The 21,304-nt window shown below is 38.3% G+C and carries 23 protein-coding genes, 1 pseudogene and 2 other annotated features; of the genes and pseudogenes, 8 read left to right on the top strand and 16 right to left on the bottom strand.

The window, feature by feature from the left end:
- Positions 1-68: 68 nt before the first annotated feature.
- Positions 69-689, top strand: a complete 621-nt coding sequence (locus AC1DOS_RS00265; RefSeq protein WP_477535947.1) for a DUF47 domain-containing protein — start codon at positions 69-71, stop codon at positions 687-689.
- A 14-nt stretch (positions 690-703) separates the two neighbouring features.
- Positions 704-1,702, top strand: coding sequence for an inorganic phosphate transporter (locus AC1DOS_RS00270; RefSeq protein ID WP_477535948.1), 999 nt, complete (start codon positions 704-706; stop codon positions 1,700-1,702).
- 41 nt (positions 1,703-1,743) lie between these two features.
- Here AC1DOS_RS00270 and AC1DOS_RS00275 read toward each other — a convergent pair whose 3' ends face one another.
- The 5 genes from AC1DOS_RS00275 to AC1DOS_RS00295 all read right to left on the bottom strand — a co-directional run bounded on the left by AC1DOS_RS00275 (position 1,744) and on the right by AC1DOS_RS00295 (position 5,137).
- Positions 1,744-2,382, bottom strand: coding sequence for a pentapeptide repeat-containing protein (locus AC1DOS_RS00275; protein ID WP_477535949.1), 639 nt, complete (start codon positions 2,380-2,382; stop codon positions 1,744-1,746).
- A gap of 52 nt (positions 2,383-2,434) precedes the next feature.
- On the bottom strand, positions 2,435-2,818 hold the full coding sequence (locus AC1DOS_RS00280) for a DUF3221 domain-containing protein (protein WP_477535950.1): 384 nt from the start codon (positions 2,816-2,818) through the stop codon (positions 2,435-2,437).
- Between the two features lie 5 nt (positions 2,819-2,823).
- A complete protein-coding gene (locus AC1DOS_RS00285; RefSeq protein ID WP_108585602.1) occupies positions 2,824-4,125 on the bottom strand; it encodes an RNA-binding domain-containing protein in 1,302 nt (433 codons plus the stop codon).
- An 86-nt stretch (positions 4,126-4,211) separates the two neighbouring features.
- Positions 4,212-4,670, bottom strand: coding sequence for a GNAT family N-acetyltransferase (locus tag AC1DOS_RS00290; RefSeq protein ID WP_477535951.1), 459 nt, complete (start codon positions 4,668-4,670; stop codon positions 4,212-4,214).
- Positions 4,670-5,137: a hypothetical protein gene (locus AC1DOS_RS00295; protein ID WP_108585604.1), complete on the bottom strand. Its 468-nt coding sequence runs from the start codon at positions 5,135-5,137 to the stop codon at positions 4,670-4,672. The genes AC1DOS_RS00290 and AC1DOS_RS00295 overlap by 1 nt, the downstream gene beginning before the upstream one ends.
- Before the next feature lie 103 nt (positions 5,138-5,240).
- Positions 5,241-5,442, top strand: a binding site (T-box leader).
- A gap of 102 nt (positions 5,443-5,544) precedes the next feature.
- Here AC1DOS_RS00295 and proS point away from each other — a divergent pair.
- Complete coding sequence (gene proS / locus AC1DOS_RS00300; RefSeq protein ID WP_477535952.1) at positions 5,545-6,975, top strand: proline--tRNA ligase; 1,431 nt, start codon at positions 5,545-5,547, stop codon at positions 6,973-6,975.
- A gap of 104 nt (positions 6,976-7,079) precedes the next feature.
- Positions 7,080-7,865, top strand: coding sequence for an HAD family hydrolase (locus tag AC1DOS_RS00305; protein ID WP_477535953.1), 786 nt, complete (start codon positions 7,080-7,082; stop codon positions 7,863-7,865).
- Between the two features lie 238 nt (positions 7,866-8,103).
- Here AC1DOS_RS00305 and serA read toward each other — a convergent pair whose 3' ends face one another.
- The 5 genes from serA to AC1DOS_RS00330 all read right to left on the bottom strand — a co-directional run bounded on the left by serA (position 8,104) and on the right by AC1DOS_RS00330 (position 12,575).
- The gene (serA, locus tag AC1DOS_RS00310) at positions 8,104-9,690 is read right to left on the bottom strand and encodes a phosphoglycerate dehydrogenase (RefSeq protein WP_477535954.1); all 1,587 of its coding nucleotides are present in this window, start codon (positions 9,688-9,690) and stop codon (positions 8,104-8,106) included.
- Positions 9,691-10,851, bottom strand: coding sequence for a pyridoxal-phosphate-dependent aminotransferase family protein (locus AC1DOS_RS00315; RefSeq protein ID WP_477535955.1), 1,161 nt, complete (start codon positions 10,849-10,851; stop codon positions 9,691-9,693).
- A 55-nt stretch (positions 10,852-10,906) separates the two neighbouring features.
- Positions 10,907-11,145: a binding site (T-box leader), on the bottom strand.
- A gap of 62 nt (positions 11,146-11,207) precedes the next feature.
- Complete coding sequence (locus AC1DOS_RS00320) at positions 11,208-11,363, bottom strand: hypothetical protein (RefSeq protein ID WP_477535956.1); 156 nt, start codon at positions 11,361-11,363, stop codon at positions 11,208-11,210.
- A 23-nt stretch (positions 11,364-11,386) separates the two neighbouring features.
- Positions 11,387-11,809: an NUDIX hydrolase gene (locus AC1DOS_RS00325; RefSeq protein ID WP_477535957.1), complete on the bottom strand. Its 423-nt coding sequence runs from the start codon at positions 11,807-11,809 to the stop codon at positions 11,387-11,389.
- Positions 11,810-11,840: 31 nt separating this feature from the next.
- Positions 11,841-12,575: an SDR family NAD(P)-dependent oxidoreductase gene (locus AC1DOS_RS00330; protein ID WP_477535958.1), complete on the bottom strand. Its 735-nt coding sequence runs from the start codon at positions 12,573-12,575 to the stop codon at positions 11,841-11,843.
- A 208-nt stretch (positions 12,576-12,783) separates the two neighbouring features.
- On the opposite strand from AC1DOS_RS00330, the gene AC1DOS_RS00335 reads away from it, so the two are divergent.
- Positions 12,784-13,728, top strand: coding sequence for a 3-hydroxyacyl-CoA dehydrogenase NAD-binding domain-containing protein (locus AC1DOS_RS00335; protein ID WP_477535959.1), 945 nt, complete (start codon positions 12,784-12,786; stop codon positions 13,726-13,728).
- Positions 13,729-13,770: 42 nt separating this feature from the next.
- Here the strand turns inward: AC1DOS_RS00335 and AC1DOS_RS00340 are convergent, their stop codons facing one another.
- The 6 genes and pseudogenes from AC1DOS_RS00340 to AC1DOS_RS00365 all read right to left on the bottom strand — a co-directional run bounded on the left by AC1DOS_RS00340 (position 13,771) and on the right by AC1DOS_RS00365 (position 18,395).
- Positions 13,771-15,438: a hypothetical protein gene (locus AC1DOS_RS00340; protein ID WP_477535960.1), complete on the bottom strand. Its 1,668-nt coding sequence runs from the start codon at positions 15,436-15,438 to the stop codon at positions 13,771-13,773.
- Between the two features lie 161 nt (positions 15,439-15,599).
- The gene (locus AC1DOS_RS00345; protein WP_477535961.1) at positions 15,600-16,103 is read right to left on the bottom strand and encodes an N-acetyltransferase family protein; all 504 of its coding nucleotides are present in this window, start codon (positions 16,101-16,103) and stop codon (positions 15,600-15,602) included.
- Positions 16,104-16,115: 12 nt separating this feature from the next.
- On the bottom strand, positions 16,116-16,736 hold the full coding sequence (locus tag AC1DOS_RS00350) for an FMN-binding negative transcriptional regulator (RefSeq protein ID WP_477536040.1): 621 nt from the start codon (positions 16,734-16,736) through the stop codon (positions 16,116-16,118).
- 141 nt (positions 16,737-16,877) lie between these two features.
- Positions 16,878-17,030 (bottom strand): annotated as a pseudogene (locus AC1DOS_RS00355) (Type 1 glutamine amidotransferase-like domain-containing protein); the annotation flags it as partial.
- 118 nt (positions 17,031-17,148) lie between these two features.
- On the bottom strand, positions 17,149-17,349 hold the full coding sequence (locus tag AC1DOS_RS00360) for a YwbE family protein (protein WP_108585617.1): 201 nt from the start codon (positions 17,347-17,349) through the stop codon (positions 17,149-17,151).
- Positions 17,350-17,450: 101 nt separating this feature from the next.
- A complete protein-coding gene (locus tag AC1DOS_RS00365) occupies positions 17,451-18,395 on the bottom strand; it encodes an ABC transporter substrate-binding protein (protein ID WP_477535962.1) in 945 nt (314 codons plus the stop codon).
- A gap of 120 nt (positions 18,396-18,515) precedes the next feature.
- On the opposite strand from AC1DOS_RS00365, the gene AC1DOS_RS00370 reads away from it, so the two are divergent.
- From AC1DOS_RS00370 to AC1DOS_RS00380, 3 genes are read left to right on the top strand one after another with little or no spacing between them, the layout of a single operon-like run.
- Entirely contained in the window at positions 18,516-19,514 is a 999-nt protein-coding gene (locus tag AC1DOS_RS00370; RefSeq protein WP_477535963.1) for a FecCD family ABC transporter permease, read from the top strand.
- Positions 19,515-19,516: 2 nt separating this feature from the next.
- Entirely contained in the window at positions 19,517-20,560 is a 1,044-nt protein-coding gene (locus AC1DOS_RS00375) for a FecCD family ABC transporter permease (protein ID WP_477535964.1), read from the top strand.
- Entirely contained in the window at positions 20,553-21,218 is a 666-nt protein-coding gene (locus tag AC1DOS_RS00380; protein WP_477535965.1) for a (2Fe-2S)-binding protein, read from the top strand. The genes AC1DOS_RS00375 and AC1DOS_RS00380 overlap by 8 nt, the downstream gene beginning before the upstream one ends.
- Positions 21,219-21,304: the final 86 nt, after the last annotated feature.

The following is a 21,304-nucleotide window of genomic DNA, read 5'->3' on the forward strand; positions in this document are numbered from 1 at the left end:
AAGTTTTTGCTATGATGTTTGAGGTTAACAATTGTTAACCTATCCTATTTAAGTCCAGGAGGCTTTTTATGTTTAGTTCAAAAAAACAAGATCCGTTTTTTACGGCTTTGCTACAAATTTCAGAAACTGTTAGAGAAGCAGCTCACTACGCGGATGATTTCAAAATCGTAAGTGTGGCAGATCTAAAAGAACTTAGTGTTAAATTAAAAAACTACGAAACTGAAGGCGACAAACTTATACATGAGCTAACTACCAAGCTTAACAAATCGTTCATGACCCCTATTGAACGTGAAGATATTCTTCAACTAGCAATCAAAATGGATGATATTTTAGATGGTATTGAACATTTTGCAGCACATTTAGATATGTTTTCATTAACTGAAGTTGACGAATCAATGCGTACTTTCTTACATTATATTGTAAAAAGTACAGACGAAATCGTTAAGGCTATGGAATTACTAGCAGACAAAAAACTACTTAAAATGCGTGATCATGCAGTATTAATTAGGGACTATGAACGCAAATGTGATGAAGTATTACGTACTTCAATCAAACAACTTTTCATAAACGAAAAAGATCCAATTCGTATTATTCAGTTCAAGGATATTTACGAGCAGCTTGAAGACATCGCAGATTACTCTCAAAACGTGGCAAACACGATTGAGACAATCATCATGCGTAATGCATAGGAGCTGAAAAATACATGGATGCAGTACTCATATTAACAATACTAGTCGTCATTTTCGCACTGGGATTTGATTTTATAAATGGTTTTCATGATACAGCAAATGCTATTGCAACTTCAGTTTCTACACGGGCACTTTCGCCACGAGTTGCAGTATTACTAGCAGCTACCATGAACTTTATCGGCGCATTAACTTTCACTGGAGTTGCTAAGACGATCACGAAAGATATCGTAGATCCGTTCACGCTTCAAAACGGCTCACTCATTATTCTAGCAGCACTATTGTCCGCAATTGCTTGGAACTTAATTACATGGTATTTTGGTATTCCTTCCAGCTCATCACATGCATTGATTGGTTCGATTGCGGGTGCGGCTGTTTCGGCTGCTGGTTTAGGTGTATTAAATTACGAAGGATTCATAAAAATTCTGCAAGCACTACTAATCTCACCATTCTTAGCTCTTGCCGTCGGATTCTTGATGATGTCGTTGTTTAAAGTATTATTCAAGAATAACACTCTCTACAAAACGAACAAAGGCTTCCGTATTTTCCAAATCGGAACAGCGGCATTACAATCATTTACTCACGGTACAAATGATGCACAAAAAGCAATGGGTATCATTACGATGGCATTAATCGCTGCTGATTTACAAACAACAGACGATATACAAATGTGGGTACGTGTTTGTGCTGCACTTGCAATGGGACTTGGAACATCTATCGGTGGATACAAAATCATCAAAACTGTTGGTGGTAAAATCATGAAGATTCGCCCAGTTAACGGGGCGGCAGCTGATTTATCATCCKCATTAATTATTTTCGGAGCAACAACGATTCATTTACCAGTTTCAACAACTCATGTAATTTCTTCAGCTATTATGGGTGTTGGTTCTKCTCAACGCGTAAAAGGCGTTAAATGGGGAGTTGCACGTAAAATTGTTTTAACATGGATCATTACTTTACCAATTTGTGCAGCTCTTGCTGCTGTTATCTTTCAATTACTTGATTTGTTTTACTAAGAAAAAAGCTGTCACGCTCAACTCATGAGCATGACAGCTTTTTATTCTTTTATGAGTAATCCAAGCGATTTCGCAAAACCCATTGCTTGTTCGGTTGAAACGGTACAACCTGACAGTTTATCAATACTCACCGTAATTTGTTCGTACGTACACGAACTTAAATCTATTTTGGCTAAACTAGTTTCAGTGAAATTTGCAGTGTCTAATTCACATTCATTGAATTCAACTTTATCAAATAAACACTCGAAAAAATCCGCTTTATTAAAAGCTGTTTGTTGAAACTTTACTTGTTTCATTTTGCTAAAACTAAATGCAGCATAATTAGCTACACAACTATCCATCAATACATGTCCGAAACGGCTTTGTGTACACTGTACGCCAACTAGTTTTGACTGATGGAATTCTACTCTATGAAATATGGCTTGACCAAAGTCTACATTAGATAAATCACAACGCTCGAACTTGCAATCAATAAATTCCACCTGATCAAAACGAATCCTATTAAAATCCACATCCTGGAAATGCACTTGATCAAAACTTATTTTGTTCTCCGGAAGTTCAGTAACGTTCCATTTCGACAAAATTCCCCGGGAAATAAATCGCTCTTCATCCACCTCTATTAATAATGAAACATCCAACTCTTCTAATTGCTTTGGAATTTTTGGTTTKTCTATTTTCACACTTGTGATACCTCTTCCGTAATAAAGTAATCATCTCTGGCAATTTATAAACTTACTTATTCTCATCACTAATATTCTTCAAACTATTAGCACTTGATTGTCCTGGAAATGATTCACTAACTTTACTATAAGTTATACGCACGGAGTCCATTTCCTGAACTGTTTTTACTTGGTCAATCGATAATGAAAACCAAATCGCTTCACTAACACCTTTAAGCATTTCTTCTTCTGTCTGTCCTTTTAATTCGTCTGCATCTTTACCACTTATGACTAAAACGCGTGAATCATCGATTATTGCTACCGTTCCTTCTATTGCTTTCGAATATCCATTTTGAGTTTCATTTTTTTGATAAAAAGAGGTAATTGAAAATACGACAGCTACTAGGGCAGCAAATAAAATAATTACAATTAGTATTACAGCTTTAATACCTTTCATGATACTTATTCCTCCTGGTTTGTAACCGATAATGTATACATTCGTCCTTTACGTTCTCCTGTTGCTACTAATAAGTCTTTCGTAACCATGTCACGTACAATTTGGGTGACTCGTGAAGGAGATACTCCCAAAATTTTTTGGAAGTCTATGTTTTTCGCTTGCCTATGCTCAAGCAAATGACTCATTATAGCTTGTTCATGAGTCATCTCATTGCGAGACTTAGGTTCAGCACTTGCTTTTTCAGCTTTTTCGAGCCGAGGAAGTTTAATCGTAACACTATCTTTTTGAATGGAAATTTTCGGCTTATCATCACAGTCATTATACGAGTCCACTACACGACGGATCCCACCCCCCCGACCTTCTGTCAAACCAAGATCGACAAAAAGTGAATGTAAGAGTGGATTTCTACGAACGATACGAGCTCCTTTTTTAACGGACTCAATCGATAACCCCTCCACTAAAGTGCCTGGCGAAGAGACTTCGACACGATTAGCAAAAATAACAACAGAAACTTCACCTTGTAAAGCGTAATCTCGATGGGTAAAAGCATTAACCACACATTGCTGAATCAAATCGTTCGGATATAACGATTGGACCGTCTTCAATATCGCCATAATTCGGCCGAGTTGAGTCACAATAGATCCAGAGAAATCGCTTGCTTGTTGGCAATATGATGTCACTCGATCTCCGCTGTATTGTAATAATACCGCCCGTGTTTGAGACGAGTTCGATAACCACTTACCTAGGTGAGTTAATACAAACTCGCCGTTATTCCATCGAATCGCATTGTATGTAGCGAGAACACCTTCAAGATTTTCATCTATATTTGTAAAACTATCCTTAATATTAGGTTGTGATTGAACAAAGTCGACAAATTCCGTGAAATCTTCAGGATGGAAAGTAGTATCAATTTGCGCATTTTCATTTTCGTCTACTTGTCTCATACGAATAAACCGATGAACTTCTTCTGCCGTTCTTAATAATTGTTTCTTTGAACCATATCGAACATAGATTTCTTCAAACAAAGTACCCCGTTTACGATAAACGTGTTCGGTCGCGCTGACTTTCACATCTAGAATAACTTGTCCGTTAAGATGTTCCTGATTAACTTCAATTAAGGGCATAGGCTCAACCATTTTACTTAACTGATCGTATAAGGCATTTTCATCTGCTAATGGATTCTCTAATCCTATAATACTTTGTTTATCATTCATACCAATTTTTAATATACCACCATTTCCATTGGCAAAGGCAATCACTTCTCGGTACAGCTTGTTCGTCACTTTAGGTTTATATTCAATATTCAACCAGTTCACCACCTATCGATAATTGTTAGTTCAAGTATATCGATAATTCATTGAATTTTCTAATAAAAAGAGAACTAGAAAAATTCCTAGCTCTCAAATGTACGACATAAGCGAATCATATCGCGACACAACAATCCATTTTCATATATAGGTTCATCGTAACTACGAGTAAAATAATCGAAGTCTACACTCACAATTCGAAATCCACATTGTTGATAAAGTTTTAATTGATAAATACTTGAATTGCCTGTCCCAATTTCTATCCTGGCATATCCTTGTTTAGAAGCCTCATTAATTGCGTGAGAAATTAATTGCTTGCCTAGTCCTTTTCCTTGCTGATCTTCATGGACAGCTACATTCATAATTTCCACGACGACTTTCTCCGTTTCTTTAAGAACATATACACCCACTATTTCACCTAAGATTTCCCCTACATAGACGCAGCTACTCTTTATATAGCCTTCGACAATCATACGTGAAGGATCAGCAAGCTCAAGTAATTCCCACGGTGGGTTTTCCTCTGGAGTTAATTTGCGAATGTGCATTATTTTGAAGTTAATTCGAATCCTTCGCTCAGTAAATACTCTTCAGCTTCGCCGAATGACTCGTAGCTTTCTTCCAAGTTGTGTGCATGATACACATTCCAAAGAGTGTCTTCATGAATCAGTTTCAGTTCTTGACCCTCGTTGTTTTTCCACATCTGTTCTTCTACAACTTCTTCTTCAAACTGCTCTTCTTCAGACAAAATTCCAATAGAATCTGTAATCATTTCGCGTAGCTCTTCTTCCGATGCTTCACGAATATTTACCATACCTTTGCTATCCGATTCATATTTCTTTAAATCTCCAACAAATACAAACCCGTTACCATTAGGATGCAAATGATAAATGACGGTTTTTTTATCATATAAACTACCTTCGAAGTGATAGTTCACACGCTTTAACGAAACGTCTCTTTTGGTTAGTTCAGGGAAAGATTCAATAATCTCGGTTTTTTGTTCAAATGTTAACATAATGCGCCTCTTTTCATAGTAGTTCTTTGGCTTATTATATCACAAGAGCGCTTAAATATTAGTTGACAGTCTAAAACAATAACCGCTATAATCACAGAAATATAAAAGTACGTTGAGAAGGACTAGTAAAGAAATGTGTGTTTTTGTAGAGAGGGAGTTGAGTGGTGAAAGACTCCTAATTACCGCTTCTTGAACCTACCTTTGAGTTCGAAGTCGAAAGATTATCGCGGCGACAGTCGTTAACATGTAAAAGTGTGAAGCTTTGCTTCAAATGAGGGTGGTACCGCCATGATATGGTCCCTCGTTTGAAGCAGAGCTTTTTTTTGAAAGTCACATGCACTACACTTGCTCGAAGCTGAAATGCGAGCTGGACATTTTGACTAACTAATTCTAAAGGAGTGTTTCTGATGAAAAAAGAGTTTGTGCAAAGCATAACAGCGATGGATGATGATTTCGCTCAATGGTTTACTGATATCGTGACGAAAGCAGAATTAGCCGATTATACAAGCGTACGAGGGTCGATGATACTGCGGCCATACGGTTATGCAATTTGGGACAATGTTAAAGAAGCTTTAGATGCACGTATTAAAGCAACTGGTCATGAAAACGTCTATATGCCTCTATTTATACCAGAGTCTCTACTCCAAAAAGAAAAAGATCATATCGAAGGATTTGCACCTGAAGTCGCTTGGGTGACGCATGGCGGAGATGAAAAACTGGCTGAACGATTATGTGTTCGTCCCACTTCAGAAGTTTTATTTTGTGAGCATTTCAGCAATATAATTCATTCTTATCGAGACTTACCTAAGCTATATAACCAGTGGTCAAATGTGGTGCGATGGGAAAAAACGACACGTCCTTTCTTGCGTACACTTGAATTTTTATGGCAAGAAGGTCATACGGCACATGCATCTGAAGAAGATGCGCAAGTCGAAACTCTGCGTATGTTAGATGAATATGCACAGCTTTGTGAAGAGTGGTTAGCTATTCCAGTGGTCAAGGGAAAGAAAACAGATAAAGAGAAATTTTCTGGAGCCAAATCAACCTATACAATTGAGACATTAATGCATGATGGCAAAGCATTGCAATCCGGCACTTCTCATCATTTTGGTGATGGATTTGCACGTGCTTTTGACATTAAATATTTAGATAAAGAAGGCAAACAACAATACGTACATCAAACATCTTGGGGATTTACTACACGTATAATTGGTGCAATGATTATGGTACACGGCGACAATCGTGGCCTCGTCATGCCACCTAAAATCGCTCCAACTCAAGTGATGATTGTACCTATTGCCCAACATAAAGAAGGAGTATTAGATTATGCATATGAGTTAAAAGACCGTTTGGTGAGCATTGCACGGGTGGGTATTGATGCAACCGATAAAAAGCCTGGGTGGAAATTTAACGAATACGAAATGAAAGGTATACCAATTCGTTTAGAAGTGGGACCAAAAGATATCGAACACGAACAAGTTGTGTTGGTACGACGCGATAGCGGTGAAAAAATTATCGTGCCAGTGGGCGAACTTGAAACAAAGATTCCTGCATTACTGGAAGAAATTCAAAGAGATTTATTTGATAAGGCTTTATCACACCGTGAACAACATACATCCATAGCCGTGACATTTGATGAATTTAAAAGCAAACTAGTTGATAACCCAGGGTTTGTTAAGGCAATGTGGTGTGGAGATCTAGCTTGCGAAGAGTTTATAAAAGAAGAAACGTCTGCAAGTTCACGTTGCATTCCATTTGAACAAGAGCACTTAAGCGATACCTGTGTATGCTGTAAAAGTCCAGCAATCAGTATGGTTTATTGGGCAAAAGCGTATTAACAAAAGAATGCCTAAGCTACAGATCGCGTAATGCATTAAAGTTATTTTCTTTCATCCATCGCTTTTACTTGTCCGATTATTAATCAATAAGGAGCTGTCTATATTTGATAAAAGCCATTATTTTTGATTTAGATGACACGTTATTATGGGACAAAAAAAGTGTAGAAACTGCATTTCAAGTCACATGCCAAATGGCTGCAAAAAAAGTTCCTATAGACCCTTCCAAGTTAGAAGAAGCTGTCAGAATAAAAGCAAGTGAACTTTATGCTTCCTACGAGACCTACCCTTTCACTAAAATGATTGGTATTAATCCTTTCGAAGGATTGTGGGGTACCTTTGATGATGAGGGAGAACTTTTTCAAAAAATGAAAACAATAGTTCCTGCCTATCGTCAAGAAGCTTGGACTAAAGGATTGCTAAGGGTAGGAATCGACGATACAGAACTTGGCAAACAATTGGCTGACCATTTTCCAAAAGCCAGGAAAGCTCATCCATTCTTATACACAGAAACGCTCCAAGTACTTGATCGTCTCAAAGATCATTATCAACTTGTGCTCTTAACAAATGGTTCACCAACTTTGCAAAACACCAAACTTGAAATAACAGCAGAACTTGCTCCTTATTTCACTCACATTGTCATTTCAGGAGCATTTGGAAAAGGAAAACCGGACCCTTCCATTTTTCAATTTGCGCTTTCTCAATGTAACCTACAAGCAGATGATGCCATTATGGTCGGCGATAATTTGATGACCGATATTTTAGGAGCATCGCGAGCAGGTATCCGTTCCATATGGATAAATAGAGAGAATAAACAACCGGATAAAGACATAAAACCTTCCTATGAAATTACCAACTTGGAAGACCTATTTCCTATCTTGGAGGATTTATAGAAGTGATGTCCTTCTGCTGAAGTGAGGACCTCTTGGCTGACGATTTTTTTCTATTCGCGGTTTCTTGTCGACTATGCGCGGAACTGACCGTTCTATTCGCGGATTTTTGTCGACTATGCGCGTTTCTCTGTCGACTATAAGCGATTACGGCGTTCTATTAGCGTTACTTAAAAAAAACACAAAAAAGTGTGGAAAATCAACTTAGATTTTCCACACTTTTTATTATTCATTCCAATTTCTATAAATCAATCGCCGTGACATCATAAATATCTGCCAGCTCTTTCAAGTGCTCGATTTCTTTTTGTTCGATGTGTTTGTCGATTGTTAACATCATAATCGCATCCCCACCAAGCGTTGATCTTCCAACCTGCATCGTAGCGATATTGATATTTTCTTTTGCCAACAATGTTCCTACTCGACCAATTGCACCTGGTTGGTCTTTATGTTTGATAAATACGATATGCCCTTCAGGGACAACATCTATAATATAGTTATCTACTTTAACAATTCGAGCTCCCAAGCCATTTAGAAGTGTACCAGCTACCCTTCTCGTGCCACTTTCCGTTGTTACTTCTACCGTCAATAAATTTGTAAATCCTTTTGAAGCTGTTGATTTATGTTCATTAACTTGTATTCCAATACGATTTGCAAAGAACTTAGCATTTACTTCATTCACATGTTCGCCTAAGTGGCGTTTCAACATTCCTTTTAATGTATTGCGAGTCAATGGACTAACTTCATATTTAGCCAAATCACCTGAGTAGTAAATATTTACTTCTTCAATTACCTCATTTGTTAAGCCGATTAGGAATGCACCTAATTTCTCTGATAAGGTAAAGTAAGGTTCAATTTTAAGCATGATTTCTTTTGATACCGAAGGAAGATTGACAGGATTACGGACCAGTCCACCATGTAAAAAATTAACGACATCTTGACTTACGTCGATTGCCACACTTTCCTGCGCTTCAATTGTACTTGCCCCTAAATGAGGTGTCGCTATAACTTCAGCTAGAGTTAGGAGCTTGTGATTTACAGCCGGTTCTTGTTCAAAAACATCTAAAGCCGCACCGTCTACCTTTTTAGAAACGATTGCGTCATATAGTGCTTCTTCATCAATGATGCCCCCTCTTGCGCAGTTGATAATTTGTACGCCATCTTTCATCAACTTAAATGCATCTGCATTAATTAAATGCTTTGTTTCTTTCATTAATGGAGTATGCACGGTAATAAAGTCGGCTTTTCGAAGTACATCTTCTACTGAACCAAAGTCGATGCCCATCTTCAGCGCCTTTTCAGCGGTCAAGAAGGGATCATAGGCAATCACATTCATCCTTTGCCCTTGAGCTCTTGCGGCAACCTCTGCTCCAATCCTACCGAGGCCGATTACACCGAGCGTTTTGTTTTTCAGTTCGACTCCCACATATTTTTTTCGATCCCATTCATTATTTTTTAGTGCATGAAATGCTTGGGGTATTTTCCTTGCAAGTGACATTAGCATAGCCATCGTATGCTCGGCAGCTGAGTTTGTATTACCATCAGGTGCATTAACAACGATTATTCCATGCTCTGTAGCGGCAGTTAAATCAATGTTATCAACACCGACTCCTGCACGGCCGATGATTTTCAAATTAGTTGCTTTGGCAATAATATCAGCTGTCACTTGGGTCTGGCTTCGAACAAGTAAGGCATCAAATTCACTAATGCGATTTGCTAATTCTTCAGGAGACCATCCAGTTTCGATAACAATATTCATTCCCTCTGCTTGTCTTAGAGGATAAATTCCGTCTTCGCTTAGTGGATCACTGATTAAGATATTAAACGCCATTTATTTAAGCACTCCTTGGTTTAAGTAAATTTTTTGAGCAGCAGCCGTTCCCTTACCTAAGACTATCTCTTTTCCAATCAGTACTAACCCGATTTCAACCATTCCGATAATTTGAAGAACATCTGCTGGTGAACAGTAGCCCATATGTCCGATGCGAACTACCTTTCCTGTTAAATGTCCCTGACCTCCAGCAATGGACAAACCAAATTCTTGTTTCAATACTTTCCGGAATTCTTCAGCATCAAAATCATCTGGTTTTACTGCGGTAACAGTAGGAGAACCATCAGAATCACTAGTCAATAAAGGAATTTCTAATGCATGAAAAGCTCCACGTGTCATTTCCATCATCAATGTATGTCTCTTGTAAACTTCATCCAAACCTTCTTCGTCTATCAAATTCAAAGCTTGCTCTAGCCCGAATAATAATGACAAAGCAGGCGTAAACGGAGTAGTATCTTTTAGTAAATTATCGCGATATCTTTTCAAGTCCAAGTAAAAACGAGGTTGATCATTTTGGTCAATTACGTCCCATGCTCGATCACTTGCGGCCACAAAATTTAATCCTGCAGGAAGCATTAGTGCTTTTTGAGAGCCTGTAACCATGACGTCAATTCCCCAGTCGTCCATCTTCGTCTCTACACCTCCTACACAAGAAACTCCGTCGACAACAATTAATGCTTCACTAACTTGTCGAACAGCTTCACTTAATTCTTTTATCGGATTTAAAACACCCGTAGAAGTTTCACAATATGTAGAGAAAATAGCCTTTATTTCTGGGTGTTCTTGCACATAAGATTTAATCGCATCAGGATCTAATGCTTTGCCCCATTCAATATCAATCCTTTGATAACTAATGTTGTACGCTTTGCATATCGATGTAAAACGATCACCAAAAGCTCCAGTAACAATTACTAACACCACATCCCCCGGTTTTACTACATTCACTACGGCCGCTTCTAAACCCGCGGTACCACTTGCAGTAATAATAGCTATTTCTTGTGATGTACCAAAAATCTTCTTTAATTTAGGAGCAATTCTTCTTAATAGTTCTGATGTATTTTGACCTCGGTGACCAATCATAGGTTGACTCATAGCTCGTTGAACACTTGGCGGGATTGGGCTAGGCCCGGGAATTCGTAAGATTTGTTGATCTGCTAACATAATCATTCTCCTCTCTATTTTGCCAACAAAAAAAAGCCATCCTCCCCTTACTAGTGTAAGGGGCGAAAAGCTTAAAACTATCGCGGTACCACCCTTTTTCGCTACCCCTTTGTCATAACAGAGTATAGCCTCATTGGTTAACATGCTTAACGTGCATGAAGCGAATGAGTCTACAGAATTGATTCAACTCATCTATTCAGAAGTGCTACTTTATGTAGAAATCGCTGATTCTCACCATCCATCAGCTCTCTTAAGATTCCATCCCATAAAATCTTTCTTCATCAACATATTTTCAAAATATTGAATTTTGTTAATAATAACAAACTTAAAATTATTGTCAATACGCATTTATGCGATTAATTCAATGTAAACGCTTGCTTTAGAAAATATTTTTTCACAAGTAAGATATGGTAAATAAAGCCACCCCAAGTTACGGGATGACTTTCTGTCATTACTATTTTATTTCCGACTATAAAATGATATTCCGACCACTGAATGATGTTTTCGACCATTCGTCCACTCCATACATACACGTCTAATTAATCTCATTGTCAATTCGCAATAAACCTTTTAAAAATTCAACATCTTCCGGATAACACATGTCGAGTTGATCTAATTCAGCAGCAGACTTCCACCCGATATCCAAAATGAACTCATCGGGATCTTGTAATGTCAATTCCCCGCTTACTACTTTTACTTGAAAATACTGCAGCTCATATTCTATTTTATATTCCTTATTAGATCCACTCTTGTTTTGAAGCTTCGATATGACTTCCACTTTCATACCTGTCTCTTCCTCAAATTCACGAACACAACATTGTTCGAACGTCTCATTGTCTTCAAGTCCGCCTGAAGGAACAGTCCATTTGGGTTCTTCATCATGGGCAGGTTGCAATACCATTAATATTTGATTCTCTTCATTGATGCACACACCTGATGCACCCTTCCACTTGAACATCGAAATCCCACCTTACTCATTTAAATTCAACCTAGTGTTCGTAAATCATTTTGCGTGTCATGCCTCCATCCACAACTAGATTAATACCTGTGACAAAATCGTTTTGTGGATCCGTTAAATAAAGACAAGCTTTCGCGATGTCAGAAGGAGTACCTACCCGCCCTGATAAATGTTGCTCATGGTCGATATCACGAAGTTCACTATAATCGCCCGTTTCTATCCAACCAGGTGAAATTGCGTTCACTGTAATATGATGTTCTGATAGGGTTGCTGCAAGCGCATGTGTAATGGCCACAATTCCACCTTTTGTTGCGGCATAAGCTTCTGAATTCGGTTCAGACATGGTTGCTCGAGTAGAAGCAATATTCACTATAGAGCCTCCTCCATCTTGTTCCCGCATATGTACAGCCGCTTCACGAGAACATAGGAAAACACTTCTTAAGTTAGTATTGAACACATCATCCCACTCAGATAACGATAATTCGAATAAAGGCTTAAAATCGCTTTTCCCTGCGTTATTAATTAAGATATCAATCCGGCCGAATTGAGTAATTGTTTGTTCTATTAAATTTTTAACGTCTTCTTCTTTACGGACATCTGTTTTTATAAACACACTACGTTTAAGCTGTTGACTCACTTCATTTCCTAATTTCTCATTTATATCAGCTAGGATTACTTGTGCTCCTTTTGCTACGTAAGCTTCTGCAATGCCCCGCCCAATACCGTGCGATGCACCTGTGACAATAACAACCTGCGCATGATACATAGTAAATCCCACCTTTCAAAATTATATTAACGCGTCCACCATTCGTTAATGACTACAATTGCAATAACTACTCCGAACGCCAATAGATAAAACCACTCGGGTACTCCACTAAACATATCAGCACATCCTTTTCTCATTCAAAAAATTCGCGCAATGAGCTTGTCTAAATATGATAACATGGTTTTAGTTAAAAGAAGGAGGATGAACCATGACACTCGTACATAGTGATTTACAACGTTTTAATCCAGTTACTGTAATAGGCGCAGGAACAATTGGACTTTCTTGGGCCACTTTGTTTTTAGCTCATGGATTAACCGTGCGATTATTCGATCCAAGAACTGATTTACAAGAAGTCGTGGATCAATATTTCAAGTCCATAGGTTCAACTTTATCGTTACTTGGACTTCCTTCAAGCGGCTTTGAATCGCGCTTAACACTCGAAACCGACTTACAACAAGCTGTTAGGGGCGCAGCCGTTATTCAAGAAAATGGTCCTGAAAAATTAGAACTGAAACAACAATTGTTTGCTGAGATTGAAAGTTACATTGAACCACATACATTGTTACTGTCCTCTTCTTCAACCATTCCAGCAAGTGATATTTCGGCATCAATGAAAAATAAGAGTCGTATGCTTATTGGCCACCCGTTCAATCCTCCACTGGTTATGCCATTAGTGGAAGTTGTCCCAGGGACTTTTACTTCAGCTGAAGCTGTTGAAGATGCGCTGGCATTTTACAAAGCACTTGGCAAAGCTCCGCAACACATACAAAAAGAAGTATTTGGCTTTGTAGCAAACCGTTTGCAGTTTGCGATGTTGCGCGAAGCTATGTATTTAGTGGATGAAGGCGTTGTCGAAATGAAAGACGTCGACGAAATCGTAAAAGATTCTATTGGCTTACGCTGGGCTGCAGCTGGTCCGATGCTTGGAATGCATTTAGGTGGAGGCCAAGGGGGTATGGAAGCATTTATGCGGCACTTAGGTTCGACGATGGAAAAAAGTTGGGCGGCACAAGGAAATCTCATGATGGATGAAGAAACAATCTTACGCTTAACTAAAAAATCGCGTGACTCTTATGGAGACTTTACGATTAATGAACTCGCTCAAACACGAGATCAAAAACAAATGGCGATACTGAAAACACGTACTAAATAAATCAAAAGGCTACCTCGTATTAAAACTGAGGCAGCCTTTTTCTTATTCCAATCCAGTGATCGTTAATTCTTTTACAGGTAAGAACAATTCTCCTGTGTCTAAATAGGAAATAGTTACGTTATCGCCTACTTCTAAGTAGACTGCTAGAGGTGTCACTTCAGTCGATACCAAGTAATTGGTTCCATCTGCTAACATGAACGACACAAGGGTAAAGTCACCCACCCGTTCTTTATACACTCGTTGTACTTTTCCTGTTACTGTAGCTTCTTCAGCATTCGAACTACCATCGACCGTACTTCCTCCGCGTTGCAATGCTGTTTTATAAAGCTTTAATGCTTCATTAGGTGTGTTGGCAAAAGCGGATATTTCAGGGTTCGCTGCAGACACAATAAAGTAGTTTTGTAAGAACCCATTGGCATCTAATACGGGTGTTAACCAACTTGCTTCACCGTAGAAGTTATACAAGATCGGCATTTCACCTGACCATTTTTTCTCAATGAATTTCTTTTCAATTATTTGTAGTGTAGCTTGTGAATCCATATAAGATTCTTCCATATTTCCTGTGAAATACGTCGCCTCTCCCGTTCGTGCATCCGTTAAGGCATACCCGAGCATTGAATCAACGCCTTCTTTCGGGCTTGTGAAATCTGTGAAATAAAACATTTCCCCATCCACATTAAATATAGGACTGACATTCGCTTCGGTTCCATAGCCAGAAGGCAATTTCACGTCTTTCTTGCCAAATTTACTATTCCAGAAACCATGGATGTAATTTCCGAAATAACTATTTTGTAAACTTACAACTTCTGGTGAAACTGCTCCGTCAATAAAGGCAGGTAATTCATCAAGTGCGTACTTTTTAATGTCACCCGATTGAGGATCCACCACAGCTACTCCAGTCACTTCAAAACCATTTCGTGCTGACACAAATTCTCCGTAAGAACGGATATAATGTGGTTTTTCTTCATCATCAATTTCAAGTTGCATATCTCCGTAAAAAATAGTTTCAGGCATTTCAAATCGTAAATGACGGGCTACATTTTTATGGAAGAATGAAGATGGTGTATAACTCATTTCTGCATCAATAAACTTAGGATTGTCTGATGAGTCAGTTGCACTCATCGTGAAATAACCTGGTGTTGTATCACCATTCATCCATTTGAAAAACCCTGAGAATTCAACTGGTGCAATATATACGTACGCATCATTTACTTTTTGAATTTGCAATCTGCCTAATTCATAGTAACTGGTATTTGGTACTTGACCAAATGCTTTTTTCATTTTGTTTCGTGCAAATTTTGGTGGCACACTAGCTGGTGTTTCAGTTTCATCGAATGCTTCGATTTCCACTTCTTGTTTCATTTTTGCTGATTCGAATTTATCATCTGCATTAAATAATACTGCGCTTAGCATATAACCACCAAAGACAATGGCTGCTAAAAACAGCACACCTTTCACCATTTGTTCCTTGCCTGTTGCTGAGAATGCTCCAATTCCTGTCGCTACAATAGCTAGTGGCCAAAGTGCCGACGGATTTCGATCTATATTCGTTACATAATATAGTGCAAAAATAATGATTGCTAATATAACGCCTGTTCCAATCAATCCAGCAACGATACCCTTTCTTTTCTCTTTAGGTAACGTTAACGGCATAATTAACAGAGCCGCAACGATGGCTACTACTATGCTATAAAGGAAAGTTAATCCCATTTGAATTCCTCATTTCTTAGATGTTGTCTTCTTTAATACGGTTGAACATGTGAAAAGTTTCAATGAACACTTCTCATCCAATAGAAAGAGTGACTGCTAAATAGTAGCAATCACTCTTTTCATGTAGTTATTAAAATTAATTACGATGATTACTCTCACTTCTACCAAACTAAACTCATATAAACTTCGTCTACATATGTATCGTTCATTCTCATCGCATGATGTTCTAGGCCGAATGATTTAAAACCGAATTTCTCATATAATTTTATGGCTGCTTCATTTGTAGATACTACTGTTAAATTAATTTTTTCTACATGCGGCAATTGCTTTGAATACTTAATCACTTCCTGCAAGAGAGCCGTTCCTACTTGTTTACCTCGTACTTTCGGCGTTACATAAACGGCAAACAAGTTCACTCGGTGACGAAGTTTTGGGGCTCCTTCTTCTGCAATGGTCATCATTCCTACTAATTCGTTATCGATAAACGCTCCAAGTGTTGCAGAATCGTCAGCATCCATTTTACTTGCAACACTTTTTAAAGGGTTCACTCTTGATATCGCATCTTCATAAGTAGTTGCAAAAGCTTCAGGATCTTGTTGCAATGCTTCAAGTCTCAAGTTCCAATACGCTTCAGCATCTTCACTGTTTAGTTTCCGAATCTCCATACTTCTCCTCCTCTATTCCAAAGGTAGCGATTTTTTACTCATCCATTTCGCAATATCTTGTTCATCAGACTTTTCTATTTTCGATAGCTGTTCAATAACCCGCTCCACTCGCTCTTTTGAATGATTTTGACTAAGCTTCGCTTTTCCTTCGATTTTATCGATAGAGACAGTAAAGCCAATCACACCTTTCGATAATGCGTTAATATATTTTGTATCCACATGATATAAATTGTATGGACTATTAAGTTCTTCATATTTTTCTGTTAAATTCACCATTGATTGCCAAAGTCGCGGATCTTTTTCTTTTAGAAGTTGAACCTTCCCATTCACATGAACTGTTACATAATTCCACGTGGGAACGGCATCTTGGCTTTCATACCATGAAGGAGAAATATAACAATGCGGTCCTTGAAACACCACCAATACTTCTTGCTCTTCTATGTCTTTCCATTGTTGATTTCCTTTTGAAAAATGACCAACCAATGTCTTCTTATCTTCACTCAACAGTAATGGAAGATGTGTAGCAGTCAATGTTCCTTCATGAAATGAGGTAATAGTTGCAAATCCATTGTCCCTAATTACTTCATGCATTTCTTGTTCACTCTTTAATTCAAAATAAGATGGAATGTAAATAGTAACAGCTCCCTTTTCTATTCTTGAGGCGGTAATTTAATGCTCCAAGCCTAAATAAATAGTAGATAATTTCGTTTCTTTCTCTTTATCCACACGGTAACCTTGTGCATCCGGGCGAGAGCTAACCACTCGATGCAATTCTTCATCCCTAAAGTGAAGAGCAACACCATCATCTGCAGCAAAGCCACTACCAATCTTTCCTTCTTGAATGAACTTTTGATAGGTAGACCCTCGATCATCTCCACCATCATAGTGCGGACAATGACTGCCGCGTAATATACCAAGACATAAAATAGGCTCGTACCCAGTGGTGCCACCCTATTTGCTTGAGTTGTAGTGACACCTCTCTAACTACTTCTTTGTTTTGAAAACTAGATGCCACGTAAAAATTCATGCCTTAACCACCCATACGTTAAGAATTTAAAATTTCACAAACACGTCCTACTTGTCCATCTTCCAATCGAACTTTTATACCGTGAGGATGTCGAGGAGAATTAGTTAGTAAATCCTTTACAATTCCTTTTGTTTTAACGCCTGAACGTTGATCTTTCTTCAATACCACATTTACTTCTAAACCCGGTTTTACATCAGCTCGAATTTGACCATTCGCCATGATTTCTCACCCTTTCTATTTACACTATTTTACCATAAAAAGAGCCAGTGCTTTGACAAACAAAGCACTGGCTCTAGGAAAATTAAACGTACGATAATTTCTTATTTGAAGTAAGTTTCCAATTCATCTAACATCAATTCTGCAGCTAAATATCCACCAGCTGTATTCCAAATCGTGTCATCTACTTTAAATACTTTTTTCGCTTTTGCCACTTCAAGGTTTTGGAATAATGGATCGTTAATCCACTCTTCTTCTAATTTCGATGCTTCTTTATCACCAGTTTCATAAGTGAAGTAGAACATAATGTCTCCGTCCATTGCTGGAATACGTTCTTTTGTGAGACCTTTTTCTGCGAAATCATTTATGTCTTGTTCTGCAGGGCGAGCAAAACCAAGTTGCTCTAAAATCACACCTGAGAATGTGTCTTTATGGTAAATACGAACATCCCCAGCCATAAAACGGACCATTGACACTTTTTGCTGTGTTTGATCTCCTAGTTTTGCTTTCAAATCTTCAACGTGTTTATTGTAAGCATCTAACTTTTCTTGCCCAACTTCTTCTTTATTAATTGCTTTTGAATACAGTTTAAAGTTTTCTTGCCAGTCGCCACGTAATGTTTCAGCGAATACTGTTGGTGCGATTTTGTTCAATTGATCATAGACTTTTTCTTGGCGCATTTTGTTCCCAATGATTAAATCAGGTTTCAATGCAGYAATCGCCTCTAAAGAAGGCTCCGATTCGGTACCAACTGACTTCGTGTCTTTTAACTGTTCAGCCGTATGTGCATACCATGTGTCACCAGTAAATGCCTCAACTGCTCCAACAGGTGTAACACCCATTGCAAGTAGCGCCTCTACTCCTTCATTTGTCAAAACAACAATTCGCTTTGGCTCCCCTTTAATCGTTGTTTCTCCCATTGCATGTGTTACTGTGTAGCTTTCCTCTGATGCTTTATCTTCAGTATTTTTCGTAGACTTTTCTTCTGTTTTTCCACATGCTGCTAAAACGAGCATGAAAGCTATTAATAAAAGAACTAATTTTTTCATTTTGTTTTCCCCTTTTTATCATCCAATTGAGAATGAATTTCATTTACAATTAGTACTTTATATGCTACGATTTTATTTGTCAACAAGCTTTATATAAAATAAATAATTCAGAGGTCTTATATGTTACATACAAATACTACCCGCGGATGGGGAATTGCGATTGGCATTATTTCCATTCTTTTTCTTATGAGTGCTAGTTTGGTTTACGGCTATACCAATACAACCTGGCACGATGCATACTTAGCTTTTTTTCATCCAACTACTTCAAATGAACACCTTATTATTCGTGATGTTAGGTTTCCTCGTGCACTAATTGCATGCTTCGTAGGCGCATGTCTGGGTGTTTCCGGTGCCATTATGCAGTCCATCACTAGAAACCCACTTTCTTCACCTAGTATCCTCGGTGTAAATGCCGGAGCTAGTTTCTTTGTTGTTGTGGGCGTCGTTTTTTTATCTGTTCAAAGTTTACAATCTTATATGTGGCTTAGTTTTGCAGGAGCCTCATTTGCTTTTTTACTTGTATTTATCTTAAGCAGTACTGGTCGCGAAGGACTAACACCACTTAAATTAACTTTGGCAGGTTCAGCTATTACTGCGTTATTTGCGTCGTTTACGCAAGGACTGCTTGTTTTAAATGAAACTGCCCTAGATCAAGTTTTATTCTGGTTAGCTGGTTCAGTAGCTAATCGACCTCTCGATTTACTGGTTACCGCTTTACCTTATATGATTGGGGCCCTTATGCTTTCTTTCTTACGTGCTAAAGAACTTAATGTATTAAGTATTGGTGATGATGTGGCTGTTGGTCTAGGTCAAAGAACCGTATGGATTAAGTTTTTCTTCGGAGTTTGCGCAGTAGTTTTGGCAGGTTCTGCTGTAGCTGTTGCTGGACCTATCGGATTCGTCGGCATCATTATTCCCCATTTAATCCGTTCATTGGTAGGACTCGATCATCGCTGGATTCTACCTTATTCAGCAATAGGTGGTGCCACACTCTTACTGCTTGCAGACATTGGCAGCCGCTATGTATTAATGCCTCAAGAATTACCTGTAGGCGTTATGACCGCTCTTATTGGGGTGCCTTTCTTTATTTTTGTGGCACGTAGAAAGTTGGGAATATAACAATGAAAATTTTCAATAGACTTGATTTTACACGCCATCCCTTTTATGCCACAGTCCTTGTTTTTCTTGCAGTTGTTACGGTCATGCTTTTGTCAGCTGGTTCTGGAGAATTTCCTTTATCTCCAGCTAAAGTAATCGCTGCATTATTTGGTTTCGGAGACGAATTTGACCGAACTATTTTAGTCGACTTTAGATTACCTCGTATCATAATGGCTCTCTTTGTTGGAATGGCACTAGCCGTATCAGGAGCAATATTACAAGGTATTACGAAAAATCCTCTTGCATCTCCTGACTTAATAGGTGTCACTGCTGGTGCATCATTTGCTGTTGTGTTGTTTTTAACATTATTCTCAGATGAAAATAATTCTCTGACTGTGAGCATTCAGTGGTTACCGTTGTTCGCTTTTGTAGGAGCTACAATTACGGCACTTATCGTCTTTTTATTGTCATGGAAAAATGGTATTGCTCCATTCCGGCTTTTATTAATTGGTATCGCGGTTGCAGCATTTATGCACGCAGGTACGACCGTATGGATACTAATGGGACCTATTTATCAAGCAAGCCAAGCTACAATTTGGACGACAGGAAGCATCTATGGAGCGAATTGGTCTCAAATTTATATAATTATGCCATGGGTTCTTCTATTAATCGTGATTTCTCTCTTGATGCGTAGGCAAATGAACATTCTTGAACTTGGTGACGATATTGCAACGGGAGTTGGTTCTCGGGTTATACAAAATCGGGTTCTTCTACTTTTATTAAGTACTGGTTTAACCGGAGTGGCTGTTGCCTTTGCGGGAGGAATCGGATTTGTTGGATTGCTCGCACCTCATATTGCCAGAAGAATTGTAGGACCGAAGTTCCAATCAATGGTGTTATTTTCAGCAGGAATTGGCGCCCTTCTCGTACTTATTGCCGACTGGATTGCACGAGTTGCATTTGCTCCAGTTGAAGTCCCTGCAGGGGTATGGACTGCCGCTGTTGGAGCACCGTATTTCATTTTCTTATTAATGACAGAGCGGAAAAAAGGTGGTACCAATGCATAGTGTTTTGACGAAGGACATGGAGGCAAATTTCCGTTGGCATGTAGATCAACCAATTCTTCACTCTTTAACAATAAAAGATTTATTTGAAGAAACCGTCCTTAACCAACATTTAGCTAGATTAATGAGCGATTTTGGCAGTCCTACAAGAGCACATGCAGCTTCGATGACAGCCAAACGACTTGGATACGGTGCGGCTCTTACGATTTATGCTCGTATTAAACACGAAGTATTAATTAATCCCATTGATTGTAGGTTTATGACTGTTGCTGAAGAATCAACAAAGGCTAGTTGGTTACCTATCTATTCGTTTCCCGTCAAGACCGAAGGAGTTTATCAGAACACAGTTGACTGGATAACAAAAGATTTGTATACAAAATCACTGGTGCCTCTAGTTGAATTGCTTGCTCGAGAGAAAGGTATCTCCCATGTTGTACTGTTTGAAAATATATTTACTTATATGAAGTGGATTTTCATAACTAAACTTCAAGATACCAGTACATTTCAACAGTTAATCAACACTCCTGCAAGTGAATTTGGTGTTAAAAAACAACATCCTTTAGCTATTTATCAGAGCGAACAAAATGATTTACGAAAAACATGTTGTCTTTCTTATCAAACAACTGGTGCTGTTAAGCCATGTTCAACATGTCCTCTATAAGAAAAAAAAGATTGAGCCATCTGCTCAATCTTTTTTTTACATACTTTTCTAGATTCCACACATACTAAATACAATAAAAAAAGAGG

The organism is Paenisporosarcina sp. P5_A11 (genome assembly GCF_056400705.1).

Bases quoted from the DNA above. Each gene is read 5' to 3' on its own strand.
- AC1DOS_RS00335 (WP_477535959.1), top strand. From the start codon at position 12,784: ATGACACTCGTACATAGTGATTTACAACGTTTTAATCCAGTTACTGTA.
- AC1DOS_RS00265 (WP_477535947.1), top strand. From the start codon at position 69: ATGTTTAGTTCAAAAAAACAAGATCCGTTTTTTACGGCTTTGCTACAA.
- serA (WP_477535954.1), bottom strand. From the start codon at position 9,690: ATGGCGTTTAATATCTTAATCAGTGATCCACTAAGCGAAGACGGAATT.
- AC1DOS_RS00375 (WP_477535964.1), top strand. From the start codon at position 19,517: ATGAAAATTTTCAATAGACTTGATTTTACACGCCATCCCTTTTATGCC.
- AC1DOS_RS00325 (WP_477535957.1), bottom strand. From the start codon at position 11,809: ATGTTCAAGTGGAAGGGTGCATCAGGTGTGTGCATCAATGAAGAGAAT.
- AC1DOS_RS00360 (WP_108585617.1), bottom strand. From the start codon at position 17,349: ATGGCGAATGGTCAAATTCGAGCTGATGTAAAACCGGGTTTAGAAGTA.
- AC1DOS_RS00340 (WP_477535960.1), bottom strand. From the start codon at position 15,438: ATGGGATTAACTTTCCTTTATAGCATAGTAGTAGCCATCGTTGCGGCT.
- AC1DOS_RS00315 (WP_477535955.1), bottom strand. From the start codon at position 10,851: ATGTTAGCAGATCAACAAATCTTACGAATTCCCGGGCCTAGCCCAATC.
- AC1DOS_RS00280 (WP_477535950.1), bottom strand. From the start codon at position 2,818: ATGAAAGGTATTAAAGCTGTAATACTAATTGTAATTATTTTATTTGCT.
- AC1DOS_RS00330 (WP_477535958.1), bottom strand. From the start codon at position 12,575: ATGTATCATGCGCAGGTTGTTATTGTCACAGGTGCATCGCACGGTATT.
- AC1DOS_RS00345 (WP_477535961.1), bottom strand. From the start codon at position 16,103: ATGGAGATTCGGAAACTAAACAGTGAAGATGCTGAAGCGTATTGGAAC.
- AC1DOS_RS00320 (WP_477535956.1), bottom strand. From the start codon at position 11,363: ATGGTCGAAAACATCATTCAGTGGTCGGAATATCATTTTATAGTCGGA.
- AC1DOS_RS00290 (WP_477535951.1), bottom strand. From the start codon at position 4,670: ATGCACATTCGCAAATTAACTCCAGAGGAAAACCCACCGTGGGAATTA.
- AC1DOS_RS00380 (WP_477535965.1), top strand. From the start codon at position 20,553: ATGCATAGTGTTTTGACGAAGGACATGGAGGCAAATTTCCGTTGGCAT.
- AC1DOS_RS00370 (WP_477535963.1), top strand. From the start codon at position 18,516: ATGTTACATACAAATACTACCCGCGGATGGGGAATTGCGATTGGCATT.
- proS (WP_477535952.1), top strand. From the start codon at position 5,545: ATGAAAAAAGAGTTTGTGCAAAGCATAACAGCGATGGATGATGATTTC.
- AC1DOS_RS00295 (WP_108585604.1), bottom strand. From the start codon at position 5,137: ATGTTAACATTTGAACAAAAAACCGAGATTATTGAATCTTTCCCTGAA.